Consider the following 12442-nt stretch of genomic DNA (forward strand, 5'->3'; position numbering starts at 1 on the left):
CGCAGGTCGGGCTTTTCGCATAAAAGGACCGGGCGCGAACGCCCAGTCAGGTTTGTCTCTAAGGTTGAGAGGAAGGAGCTCAGCCTTTGGAGAATTCAGGATAGGCTTCCATGCCCAGTTCCGACATGTCGAGGCCGTTGATCTCGTCCTCTTCGCTAACCCGGATGCCAATGGTCATCTTCAGGATGAACCAGATGATGCCCGAAGCCACGACGGTGAACACGCCCACCACGAGGATCGAATAAAGCTGCACGCCGAGCGACGCATCACCATTGGTCAAAACGACCGCAATCGTGCCCCAGATCCCTGCGAAAAGGTGAACGGGGATGGCCCCGACCACATCGTCGATCTTGAGCTTGTCGAGGAATGGCACTGCAAAGACTACGATCACACCACCGACGGCACCGATTAGGGTCGCGGCCCCCAAAGACGGTGTCAGCGGTTCGGCTGTGATCGACACGAGGCCCGCAAGCGCGCCGTTCAGTACCATGGTGAGGTCCGGCTTCTTGTAGAGGAGCTGTGTCAGGATCAGTGCCGCAATCGCACCACCGGCAGCGGCGGTGTTGGTGTTGGCAAAGATGCGCGACACGTCAGCCACATCACCCACAGTACCCATCGCAAGCTGCGAACCACCGTTGAAGCCGAACCAACCCAGCCACAGGATGAATGTACCAAGTGTGGCCAGCGCCAGGTTCGAACCGGGCATCGGTACAACGCGACCTTCCTTGTTGTATTTGCCGATACGGGGGCCAAGGATCAGCGCGCCCACAAGCGCGGCCCAGCCACCAACCGAGTGCACGACAGTCGAACCGGCGAAGTCGAGGAAACCCATTTCGTCCAGGAAACCACCGCCCCATTTCCAGCTGGCTTGCAGCGGATAGATCACGGAAGTCAGCACGATCACGAAGATCAGGAAGGGCCACAGCTTGATCCGCTCAGCCACGGTGCCCGACACGATAGATGCCGTGGTGGCACAGAACATCAACTGAAAGAAGAAGTCCGAGCCGGTCGAGGCATAGCCGTAGTCGTCAGCCGCATCGGCTGTCACGCCAACCGCTTCCAGAACCCCGGGACCCCAGACGCCAGACAGTACGCCTTCCATCATCCATGTCCCAAGGGGGTACATGAGGTTGTAGCCGATCAGGTAGTAAAAGATCGCCGCCAGTGAAAAGAGCGCAATGTTCTTGGTCAGCTGCATCGTCACGTTCTTGCTGCGCACAAGGCCAGCCTCGAGCATGGCGAACCCGGCCGCCATCCAGAACACCAGAAAACCACCGATGAGGAACAACAGCGAGTTGAAGATGAAGACGCTGTCGGTCGAAGCGTTCACTCCGGGTGTTGGCCCGTCCTGAGCAAGCGCCAGCGTTGGCAGTGCGGTCAAGCCTGCGCCAACGAGGAGAGATGTCGTAAGTTTCATTGTCCGTTTTTCCCTTTGTTGGAGCGCTTAGATGGCGTCTTCGTTGGTTTCGCCGGTGCGGACGCGCACGGCCTGTTGCACATCAAGGACAAAGATCTTGCCGTCCCCGATTTTGCCCGTCTGGGCCGTTTTGGTGATGGTCTCGACGATCTGGTCGGCCATGCTTTCGGCGACGACGATCTCGATTTTGATCTTGGGTACGAAATTGACCGCGTATTCGGCACCGCGGTAGATTTCGGTGTGACCCGATTGTGACCCGAACCCTTTGATTTCCGTGACCATCATGCCGCGCACACCGGCTTCGGTCAGCGCTTCGCGGACCTCTTCCAGTTTGAACGGTTTGATCGTTGCAATGATGAGTTTCACCTCGTGTCCCCTTCTCGTAAGCAGGCTGTGCTGCAATATGGTTCGCAAAAGAGGGCATTGCGGCGGGCAGGCAAAGATTGGGCAGGTGAATATGGGCGCTGCGATCCGATGGCGTGCATAAAAAATGCGCAAACCCGCCTAAGTGCTTAAAAAGTAATCACCCGGGAATCGTCTATTGTTTGAATGCAGGACGTGGCAATGCGTCACAAACCCGATATGGTAAGCAAAACAAAAGGCCGGGCAGGGGTCAAAGATGAGTGATACAAGAAAAGGCAAACGGCCTTTGGTGGCGGATCGGCGCTATCCCAAAACCCGTGCCAAACCCACCGCGAAAAAGCCCGCGCCCAAGCGGCGCAAGGCGGCCAAACCCAAGCGTTCGGGCAATATTCTGACGCGGGCGTTTCGGTGGATGTTGCGCCTGATCTGGAAGATCACCTGGCGTGTCGCGTTTGTCGCCTGTGCGGGTCTCGCCTTGGCTGTCGGTTATTTCTGGACAACGCTACCGGATGTGGACCGCCTGCTGGATGGTCGTGCGCGCGGCTCTGTGACCTTGATGGATCAGGACAACGCGGTGTTTGCATGGCGCGGTGACCAGTTTGGCGGGGCTGTGACGACCCAGACTGTCGCACCGGGCTTGAAAAATGCTGTTGTGGCGACCGAGGATAAACGGTTCTACCGCCACTTTGGCCTCAGCCCGCGTGGGATTGCGAGCGCGGTGCGCATCAACCTGTCCGAAGGGCGGGGTGCGTTGCAAGGCCATGGCGGGTCCACGATCACGCAACAGACGGCCAAGTTACTGTGTCTGGGCGTGGAATATGACCCGCCCGAATGGAAAACCGAAGCGGCTTATGTGGCTGATTGTCGTCGTGGATCGCTGGCCCGCAAGGCCAAAGAGGCGGTGTATGCGCTGGCGATGGAGGTCAAGTATTCCAAGGACGAGATCCTCTCGATCTATATGAATCGCGCTTATATGGGCGGTGGGGCCTATGGGGCCGAAGCCGCCTCGCAGCGTTATTTCGGCAAACATGCCGCCGAGGTCACGCCCGCCGAAGGGGCGATGCTGGCTGGCCTGCTCACCGCGCCGTCGCGGCTTGCACCCACATCCGACTTGCAACGCTCGCAAGACCGCGCCGCAACTGTGCTGCGCCTTATGGGCGAGCAGGGGTATCTGTCGGATGCCGACGTGGCGAAATGGCAGGCCAATCCGGCCGTGCTGTCCGCTGCTGCGCGGCGTCAGGCGGGGGGGTATTTTGCAGATTGGGTCATGTCGACCGGCCCTGAGTTTTTTACCCGCAACACCACCGAAGACGTGATCATTCGTACGACCCTTGACCAGCGGATCCAGCGTAGCGCCGAAGAGGCGTTGAAATTCGTATTCGAAAACAAGGTGCGCGAAGGATCCAAGGCACAGGCCGCCATCGTGGTGATGAGCGCGGATGGCGCTGTGCGTGCCATGGTTGGCGGGCGCGAAACCCGCGTGTCCGGCGTGTTCAACCGGGCCATTCAGGCCGAACGCCAAACCGGGTCTGCGTTCAAGCCGTTTGTCTATGCCGCCGCGCTTGAGTTGGGGTACTCCCCTTATGACACGGTCGAGGACGTGCCTATGACCCTTGATATTCCCGGTTCGGGCCCCTGGTCGCCGCGCAACTACGACAACAAGTTCCGAGGTCGCGTGACACTGATGGACTCGCTGGCGCAATCGCTGAATATCCCCACCGTCAAGGTTTCCGAAAGTGTGGGGCGCGATCTTGTGCGGCGTGTGGCCAGTGACTTTGGCATTGAAAGCGATCTGGCCGCCGGGCCTGCACTGGCGCTTGGGGCATCTGAAAGCACTTTGCTGGAAATGACCGGGGCCTATGCGGGCATCCTGAATGGTGGATTCTCAGTGACGCCTTATGGCCTGATTGATCTGCGCCTTCAGGGGGATGATCAGCCGTTGATGGGCACCGGGGGTGGCATCGGTGAGCGGGTCATTCAGGAAAATGCCGCCGCCGAGCTGATCTGGATGATGGAAAAGGTTGTCAGCCAGGGCACCGGCGGGCGCGCCCAATTCGGCGGACGCGAGATTGCGGGCAAGACTGGTACGACACAGGCGGCGCGGGATGCGTGGTTCATCGGGTTCACGGCGGATTATGTCACCGGAGTCTGGATGGGCTATGATGACAACACCCCGCTGACGGGTGTGACGGGCGGTGGCCTTCCGACCGAGATCTGGCGCGAAACAATGGTGCGTGTGCATGACGGGTTGCCTGTGCACCCCTTGCCGATGCAGGCACCTGCGGGTGTTGCACCCCAACGGCAACAACCAGCTCCCAGCTCGCAACAGCGTGATGTCCCCCGCTCGACCGAGGGACTGATTCAGATGTTGTTGAACGATATTCTGGGTGGCGGTGGCGGCGGGTCCCGGACCAACGAAAACCGATCCGGGTCTGACCGTTAGTCTCAGCCCAGCTTGCGCAAATCCGCGATCATCGCGTCGATGTCGCCGCCATTGCGGTCGATCAGCGCGCCCACTTCTGTGCGCTCGGTCAGCAGCAGGTTCACCCCTTCGATAAACATGTTGAAAAACAGCTCTTTGCCGGAGCGGTCGGACACGTGGAATGTGACCGTAAACGGGGCCTCGCCGCGCAGGAAAGCGGTGGTTTCAACCTCGATCCAGTTCTTGACGATTTTGGCCCCTTTGACCTCAAGCCGCCCGCCGATGAATTCACGGAACCGTTTGCCGTATTTGCGCGCGATATATCCCTGAAAGGCAGTCGAAAAGGCCCGTTTTTGGGCCGCAGTGGCGCGCCGCCCGTCAACACCCATCGCATAGGCGGACACGTAGGATGTATCGCTGTAGCGGGCAAAGATCGCCTCGAAATCGCGGATCATCGCTGCTTCGCCCTTACCAGAGGCGATCACACGGTTGATCTCACCCACCAGTGCGTCCACGAGGTTGCCCGCACCCGCTTCGGTGAGGGCCAAAGCGGGGATTGCGGGCATAACCGCGCTGGCCCCGGTCAGTGCTAGAAAATGGCGTCGTTGCATCGTCAAAAACCCCTTGTATCCAGCGCAAACGGATCGATCTCCTGCGCCTGCGCTGACTGGTTATCACCCAATTTGAACCGACGGTTTTGCAGATATATCAGCCGTGCCTGTGCATAGCTGTCTGCACTGTCGTACAAGATCGAATCCACTGTATCGGAAAACCGCCCTCGCGTCCCAAGGCCGGCTGCCACACCTGCGATCGTGCCGTAATATGCCTCGGGACTGTCGAGGACATATGTGAGCGGGTTGGTGAACAGATCGACAACCTTGCCCACCGTGTTGCGGCTGGTCGAGGGGCCCAGCACAGGCAACTCAAGATAGGCCCCCTCGCCGACACCCCAGACAAACAGTGTCTCGCCAAAGTCGGTGTCATGCGGTGGCAGTTTCAACTCGGTTGCGGCATCAAAAAACCCAAGAAGGCCGATGGTTGAATTCGTCAAAAAGCGCACCGTCGAGACACCCGCACCGCGCAAATCCCCCTGTAATAGCGAGTTTACTGCGACGGAGGGCTCGCCCAGATTGGCCGCAAAATGGCCAATGCTGTCTTCGACTTCGTCCGGCAGTGCGGCGGAATATCCGATGGCGGCGGGCCGCACGATATTGCGGTCAAGGTTCCGGTTGAACCGGTGAACGCGGCGGTTGCGGTCCTCATAGGGGTCATAAACGCCGTCCACCACGCCCGGCCCGCTGTCGGGCACAGCACAGGCTGCAACCGACAGGCTGACAACACACAACAAGGCCACGCGGCACATACGAGTAAATAGAGGCACTTAAAATCTCCGAAACCAATTCATGCTTTACCTAAACCGTCTGCGCGAAATGCCCAGAGAAACCGACATAGAATTCATAGTTGTGGCAGTTGCGCGACAGGCAGAATACGCGGTTGGCGCGTGATGCCCAGCCAGACTGCTGCCCCAAGCAAAAAAGGTGCCGATGCAAAGCGATCCTAGACATACAGGCCGGGCCGAATTGCACGCCGCCCGAGCAGCAAGTCGTGGGCTATACTGGATCGTCGGTCTGTTCAGCCTGTTCGCAAACCTGCTAATGCTGACCGGACCGATCTATATGTTGCAGGTCTATGACCGCGTGTTGTCCAGCCGCAGCGAAGAGACGTTGATCGCGCTGTCGTTGTTGGTGGTGTTTTTGTACGGGGTCATGGGGATCCTTGACTTTGCACGGGGTCGCATCATGGCCCGCGTGGGGGCTCGGTTTCAGGCCGATCTTGACCGACGGGTGTTCGATGCAGTTGTGCGCAAATCCGCCCTGTCCCCTGATATGCAGTCGCAATCGGGCCTTTCCGATCTGCAAGCGGTGCAGCGTTTTCTGACCTCTCCGGTGTTGTTGGCACTGTTTGATCTGCCGTGGACGCCGATTTTCGTCGCGGCCATCTTTGTATTCCATCCGATGTTGGGGTGGCTGGCCGTGGCCGGAGGCGGGGCTTTGGTCTTGATCGCACTGGCCAACCAATTGCTGTCACGCAGGCCGCAGCAAATGGCCAATGATGCGGGTCAGTGGGCCAATACTCTGGCGGACGAAATCCGCAGCGAGGCTGAAATGGTGCAGGCCATGGGGATGCGTCAAGCGGCGTTTGATCGTTGGCAAAAGGCGCGGGGTGCCGCGCTTGAGGCCCAGATTGAGGCGACGGATGTCGGAGGCGGATTTTCGTCGCTGACCAAGACACTGCGTCTTTTTCTGCAAAGTGCGATGTTGGGGCTTGGGGCCTTTCTCGTGCTGCACAACGAGATGACACCGGGCGCGATGATTGCGGGCTCCATTCTGCTGGGCCGGGCGTTGGCCCCGATTGAAGCGATGTTGACGCAGTGGCGTGTGGCACAGCGCGCGGCTCAGGGGTGGACGGCGCTGGCGGATCTGCTCAGGGTGGTGCCACCTGAGGCGGCGCGCACGTCGCTGCCGAAACCAAAGGCGCATTTGAGCGTCAAGGACATGAGTGTGGTGCCGCCGGGCGAACGGTTGCCTGCGCTCAAGGGGGTGAGTTTCGAGTTGTCAGCCGGGCAGGCGCTTGGGGTTATCGGCCCATCTGGCGCGGGCAAATCCACCTTGGCGCGGTGCCTGACGGGGGTGTGGCGACCGGCTGCCGGGGCGATCCGGCTGGATGGTGCCGCGCTCGATCACTATGCGCAGGACGTCTTGGGGCGACATATCGGCTATCTGCCGCAGCGGGTACAATTGTTCGAAGGTACGATCAGCGAAAACATCGCACGTCTGTCGGGCACCCCCGACCCGCAAAAAGTGGTCAATGCGGCGCAGAAAGCGGATGCGCACAAGATGATCCTGTCGCTGCCGGAGGGCTATGACACCCGGATTGCGGCCACATGCCAGCGCTTGTCAGGCGGTCAGATGCAGCGCATCGGCCTTGCGCGTGCCCTTTATGATGATCCGGTGATCCTGGTGTTGGACGAACCCAATTCCAACCTTGATACGGCGGGTACGCAAGCGTTGAACACTGCAATCCGGGGGGCCAAGGCGGATGGGCGGTCCGTTGTAATCATGGCGCATCGCCCGGCCGCCATTCAGGAATGTGATCTGCTGCTGGTTATTGAGGCTGGGGTGCGATCCGCATTTGGTCCACGCGATCAGGTCCTGCGCTCCATGGTCAAGAATCATTCCGACATCAGCAAAGTGCCCGCCGACGCCCGGGGGGCTGCATGATGACGGGGCGCTGGTCAGCAAGGGTACCGGTTTTGGTCGGATTGCTTGGCTTGATTGGTCTGTTGGGCGGCATGATCCTTTGGGCAATGACAACCCAGATCGCCGGAGCGATTATTGCACCGGGACATGTCGAAGTGGATCAGAACCGCCAGATCGTTCAGCACCCTACGGGCGGCGTTGTCTCCAGCATTCTGGTGAAAGAAGGGGATGTGGTGCAGGCCGGTGATCTGCTGATCCGGCTGGATGATACACAGATGCGTACGGCTTTGGGGATCATTGAAGGACAGCTTCGTGAGTTCATGGCCCGCCGTGCCCGGCTTGAGGCTGAACGCGATGGGCGCGATACGATCACCTTTGATCCCGACCTGACACGGGCGCAAACCACGCGCCCCGAAGTGGCAGAATTGGTGACAGGACAACGCAATCTGTTCACCGCGCGGCGCGATTCGCTTGCAAGCCAGGCCAGTCAGTTGGGAAGGCGCAGCGCGCAGATCGAAAACCAGATTGTCGGGGTCACTGCGCAGGAACAGGCCTTGGCGCGCCAGCGGGGCCTGATCCAATCCGAATTGGATGCCCAGCAAAGCCTGCTGGAACGTGGGCTGACCCAAACCTCGCGCGTGCTGGCTTTGCAGCGCGAATCCGCGTCGCTGGATGGCCAGATTGGCGAATTGGCGGCCTCCAAGGCCGAGTCCGAACAGCGGCTGATCGAGATCGAGATCGAAGTGCTGCGGCTGACCACGGCGCGCCGCGAAGAGGCCATCACCCGGCTGCGTGATCTGCGTGCGCGTGAGATGGAGCTGGTGCAGGAACAGCGCGCCCTGCTGAGCGATATCGAGCAAATGACCCTGCGCGCACCGGTGTCGGGCATCGTTTACAATATGCGCGTCCAGACCATGCGTTCGGTCGTGCGTGGTGCCGAACCCGTCCTGTTTATCATCCCCCAGGACCGCCCACTTGTGATCGCCGCCCGCGTCGATCCGGTGCATGTCGATCAAATCGTGTTGGGCCAGCTGGTGAACGTGCGGTTTTCCGCGTTGGATCAACGCACTACCCCTGAATTGGTGGGGCGGGTGGTGTTGGTGTCTGCGGATGTTTTTGACGATGAGGCAAGCGGCGTGCGGTTCTACCAGATCGAAATAGCGCTGAACTCTGGCGAACTTGGCAAGCTGGCAAAGGGGCAGGTTCTGATCCCCGGTATGCCGGTCGAGGCGTTCTTGCGCACGGCAGACCGCTCGCCAATGGCATATCTGATGCAGCCGATGGCGGATTATTTCAATCGGGCATTTCGCGAATCCTGATCTTGGGCCTTTTACCTTTGCGCGCTGCGGTCTAGCGTCGGCGCAAACGCACAATCCACGAAAGGGATCGCCCCATGTCCATTGAAACCCGCCTTGCCGATCTTGGCGTCACATTGCCCGACGCCCCCGCGCCTGCGGCCAACTATGTCCCCTTCGTCCAGATCGGCGATATCGTCTATGTGTCGGGTCAAATCTCGAACGGGCCGGATGGGTTGGTCACCGGGAAGTTGGGCGCGGATATGGATATCGAGACGGGTGCCGCCGCGGCTCGCCTGTGCGCCATCAGTCTGCTGGCACAGGTCAAGGCGGCCTGTGGCGGCGATATCGACCGGCTGGTGCGTGTTGTAAAACTGACGGGTTTCGTCAATTCCACCGCCGATTTCACCAATCAGCCACAGGTGATCAACGGTGCGTCCGACTTTCTTGTCGAGGCTCTTGGGGATGCGGGCCGTCATAGCCGCTCGGCGGTGTCGGCGGCGTCGCTGCCTTTGGGTGTTGCGGTCGAGATCGAAGGCATCTTTCAGATCAAATGAGCCCGCGCTCGCCTGCCGATTTCCTCAGCGCCCCTTTGGCGCATCGTGCCCTGCATGATGTGACCGAAGGGCGCCCGGAAAACAGCCGCGCCGCGATCCGCGCGGCGATCAGCCACGGGTATGGCATCGAAATCGACGTGCAACTGAGTGCCGACGATCAAGCGATGGTGTTCCACGACTATGCGCTTGAGCGGTTGGCGGACGGGTCGGGACCTGTACGCGCGGTCGCCGCAAACGCGCTGTCTCAGGTGTCGCTATTGGGTGGTGCCGAAGGCATTCCAAAGCTGGACGAGGTTTTGCAGATTATTGCAGGTCAAGTACCCCTGCTGATCGAGATCAAGGATCAGGACGGTGCGATGGGTCCCGATATCGGCCCTTTGGAGGCGGCAACCGCCAAGGCGATCACCAGCTATCAGGGTCCGATTGCGGTCATGTCCTTCAACCCGCACGCGGTCGCGCGCATGGCAGAGTTGTGCCCGCACATCCCGCGCGGTCTGGTCACCAGCAGCTATGATCCCGATAATTGGCCGCTGCCTGTCGCCACATGCGAACATCTGCGCAAGATCCCCGACTTTGACCGGGTGGGTGCCACATTCATCAGCCACGAGGCCGCAGATCTGAAGCGTCCGCGCGTGGCGGAGCTGAAAACGTGCGGCGCGAATGTCTTGTGTTGGACCATCCGTTCGGCGCAACAAGAGGTTGAGGCCCGCCAGGTTGCTCAAAATGTGACCTTTGAGGGGTATCTGCCTCTACAGCCCGGTTGAACCTGTCCGGATTCGACACACATTCAGTCATCCAAGACAAGGAAGCCCCGCGTGCAGGATCACGAAACGGATCAACCCGCCGAGCAAGAGATCGAGATCCGGGTGCTGCCGTCACTGGACGCGATTGATGCGGCCACGTGGGATGCTTGTGCGTGCCCCGAGGCGGCGCAAGGGGGCCGCCCCAACGATCCCTTTACCACGCATCGGTTTCTCAAGGCGCTTGAGGACAGCAATTCGGTGGGGCCTGGCACAGGCTGGCAGCCGCAATACCTACACGCCAAGATCGGTGATCAGACCATTGGCGTGGCCCCGATGTATGCCAAGGGGCATAGCCAGGGCGAGTACATCTTTGATCACAACTGGGCCCATGCCTTTGAACGTGCGGGGGGGCGATATTATCCAAAGTTGCAAATTGCCGTCCCGCATACACCCGCTACGGGACGGCGGTTTCTGACCCATCCCGATTTCGCGCAAACGGGTTTGTCGGCCTTGGTGCAGGGCGCGGTGCAACTGGGCGCGACCAACAAGCTGAGTTCGCTGCATGTCACGTTTTGCACCGAAGCCGAGCGGGATGCGGGGGCCGCATTGGGCCTGATGCCACGCGCCACGCAGCAGTTTCACTGGCTGAACGCGGGGTATCACGACTTTGATGGGTTCCTGGCCACCCTCAGCAGCCGCAAGCGCAAGAATATCCGCAAGGAACGACGCCAGGCGCAGGGTTTTGGCGGCTCCATCCACACGTTTACCGGTGATGAATTGTGCCCCGAACACTGGGATGCGTTCTGGCGGTTTTACCAGGATACAGGCGCACGCAAATGGGGCACGCCGTACCTGACGCGCAGGTTTTTCGACATCGCCCAAGAGACCCTGCGCGATGACATGGCGCTGGTTCTGGCCGAGCGGGATGGGCAATATGTGGCCGGTGCGCTGAATTTTATCGGCGCGGGGTCCCTCTATGGCCGATACTGGGGATGTAGCGAACATCACCCCTGTCTGCATTTCGAACTGTGTTATTACCGCGCCATCGACATCGCGATCGCATATGGGTTGGACCGGGTCGAGGCGGGCGCGCAAGGCGAGCACAAGCTGGCGCGTGGGTATTTGCCAACGCAAACCCACAGCCTGCATTGGGTGGGCGATCCGGGCTTTGCCGATGCGATTGCGAGCTACCTTGAAGCCGAACGTGAGGCGGTGGAAGAGGAGATTGAGATTCTGACAGACTATGGCCCCTTCAAGCGGGTGCAAATCGAGGAACAGGAATGACCGAAAAGCTGAGTGATGAGACACGCGACACCCTGCTTGGTCCATTGTTGGACACTGGTTGGGCTGTGGCGGATGGGCGCGATGCGATCCATAAAACCTTTGAGTTTGCCAATTTTGTGGAGGCGTTCGGCTGGATGACCCGCGTCGCGATCTGGTCGGAAAAGTGGGATCACCATCCCGAATGGTTCAATGTCTACAAACAGGTCGAGGTCACGCTGACCACTCATGATGTGGGCGGGGTCAGCACGCTAGATCTGAAGCTTGCGCGCAAGATGGACAGCCTTGTGGGCTAGGGTGGGCCGGAACCCGAACGTACGCCGGGTTCCTCAGGGTGGCTATTTGGCGGCAGCCTTCTCGTATTTTTTGTTCTTCTTGAAGAACGCCTTGACGTATTTCCACCCTTCGAATTTCGGGTTTTTCGGCTTGCCCTTCATCCGCGTCAGTTTGGCGTAGTGATGCAGGCAGTCTTGGGTGAACTTACTGCCAGTTTCTGCTTTCTCGAATTCGATGTGGAACGGATCGCCGCCGTCTATTTCGAACTTCGGCTTGCCTTTGTGATTGTTCACACCCTGTTTTTTGAACGCTTTGCCAAACTCGATGACAAACCGTTCGTAAAGGACCGGGAAGTCCTTCTTGAGCATCTTTAGCCCGCCCGTATCCCACTTTTTGACGCCGTTTACCGTCAATTGAACGTGCCGCGCAGCGCCGATCATATGCGCAGATCGGCATGAGGACGTCTGCCCTGGTTTCGTGATGATCAATTCGGCCTGCTTTTTCGGTGTACGCTTGTTGGCGACGTCTGATTTTGAGACGACAACGCGCACGGTCGGATATTCTTTGAGCTTGTCGAATATGCCCGGCCCCTTGCTCTTGTCCGCTTTGCCACTTTCGAACAGGTCATAGACCGTGCCCATTCCTCCCTTGGGTCGTTTCTTGCTTTTGAGCCGGTCCTTGAGGGCGAGGAACTGGTTGAGGTCTTCGACCTTCATGGCGGCGTTGATGTCGTTGGCCATCAGGTTTGCAGCGGCATCAATGTCCTTTTCCACGGAAGCCATGTGCGATTCTCCTGTCAAATGAATTGCTGAAAATGTCTTTGTGTGC

12 protein-coding genes are annotated in these 12442 nt (G+C 59.5%); 7 read left to right on the forward strand and 5 right to left on the reverse strand.

Going from position 1 to position 12442, the window contains the following annotated elements:
* Nucleotides 1–79: 79 nt before the first annotated feature.
* A complete protein-coding gene (locus tag Q0859_RS11995) occupies nt 80–1417 on the reverse strand; it encodes an ammonium transporter (RefSeq protein ID WP_299151563.1) in 1338 nt (445 codons plus the stop codon).
* Nucleotides 1418–1444: 27 nt separating this feature from the next.
* Complete coding sequence (locus tag Q0859_RS12000) at nt 1445–1783, reverse strand: P-II family nitrogen regulator (RefSeq protein ID WP_299151566.1); 339 nt, start codon at nt 1781–1783, stop codon at nt 1445–1447.
* A 253-nt stretch (nt 1784–2036) separates the two neighbouring features.
* Here Q0859_RS12000 and Q0859_RS12005 point away from each other — a divergent pair, with 253 nt between their 5' ends.
* Entirely contained in the window at nt 2037–4223 is a 2187-nt protein-coding gene (locus Q0859_RS12005; protein WP_299151569.1) for a PBP1A family penicillin-binding protein, read from the forward strand.
* Between the two features lie 2 nt (nt 4224–4225).
* On the opposite strand, the gene Q0859_RS12010 is transcribed toward Q0859_RS12005, so the two are convergent.
* Together Q0859_RS12010 and Q0859_RS12015 are read right to left on the reverse strand one after the other, a co-directional pair.
* Nucleotides 4226–4813: a phospholipid-binding protein MlaC gene (locus tag Q0859_RS12010; protein WP_299151570.1), complete on the reverse strand. Its 588-nt coding sequence runs from the start codon at nt 4811–4813 to the stop codon at nt 4226–4228.
* Nucleotides 4814–4815: 2 nt separating this feature from the next.
* On the reverse strand, nt 4816–5583 hold the full coding sequence (locus Q0859_RS12015) for a VacJ family lipoprotein (protein ID WP_299151572.1): 768 nt from the start codon (nt 5581–5583) through the stop codon (nt 4816–4818).
* Between the two features lie 163 nt (nt 5584–5746).
* Here Q0859_RS12015 and Q0859_RS12020 point away from each other — a divergent pair, with 163 nt between their 5' ends.
* The 6 genes from Q0859_RS12020 to Q0859_RS12045 all read left to right on the forward strand — a co-directional run bounded on the left by Q0859_RS12020 (nt 5747) and on the right by Q0859_RS12045 (nt 11634).
* Complete coding sequence (locus tag Q0859_RS12020) at nt 5747–7483, forward strand: type I secretion system permease/ATPase (protein ID WP_299151574.1); 1737 nt, start codon at nt 5747–5749, stop codon at nt 7481–7483.
* A complete protein-coding gene (locus Q0859_RS12025) occupies nt 7483–8781 on the forward strand; it encodes an HlyD family type I secretion periplasmic adaptor subunit (RefSeq protein ID WP_299151576.1) in 1299 nt (432 codons plus the stop codon). The genes Q0859_RS12020 and Q0859_RS12025 overlap by 1 nt, the downstream gene beginning before the upstream one ends.
* A 74-nt stretch (nt 8782–8855) precedes the next feature.
* On the forward strand, nt 8856–9314 hold the full coding sequence (locus Q0859_RS12030) for a RidA family protein (RefSeq protein WP_299151580.1): 459 nt from the start codon (nt 8856–8858) through the stop codon (nt 9312–9314).
* The gene (locus Q0859_RS12035) at nt 9311–10078 is read left to right on the forward strand and encodes a glycerophosphodiester phosphodiesterase family protein (protein ID WP_299151582.1); all 768 of its coding nucleotides are present in this window, start codon (nt 9311–9313) and stop codon (nt 10076–10078) included. Before Q0859_RS12030 ends, Q0859_RS12035 begins: the two co-directional genes overlap by 4 nt.
* A 51-nt stretch (nt 10079–10129) precedes the next feature.
* The gene (locus Q0859_RS12040; RefSeq protein ID WP_299151584.1) at nt 10130–11341 is read left to right on the forward strand and encodes a GNAT family N-acetyltransferase; all 1212 of its coding nucleotides are present in this window, start codon (nt 10130–10132) and stop codon (nt 11339–11341) included.
* A complete protein-coding gene (locus Q0859_RS12045; protein ID WP_299151586.1) occupies nt 11338–11634 on the forward strand; it encodes a 4a-hydroxytetrahydrobiopterin dehydratase in 297 nt (98 codons plus the stop codon). Before Q0859_RS12040 ends, Q0859_RS12045 begins: the two co-directional genes overlap by 4 nt.
* A gap of 42 nt (nt 11635–11676) precedes the next feature.
* Here Q0859_RS12045 and Q0859_RS12050 read toward each other — a convergent pair whose 3' ends face one another.
* Nucleotides 11677–12396: a hypothetical protein gene (locus tag Q0859_RS12050; RefSeq protein ID WP_299151587.1), complete on the reverse strand. Its 720-nt coding sequence runs from the start codon at nt 12394–12396 to the stop codon at nt 11677–11679.
* Nucleotides 12397–12442: the final 46 nt, after the last annotated feature.

The sequence above is a fragment of the uncultured Tateyamaria sp. genome (genome assembly GCF_947497045.1).
GTDB lineage: Bacteria > Pseudomonadota > Alphaproteobacteria > Rhodobacterales > Rhodobacteraceae > Tateyamaria.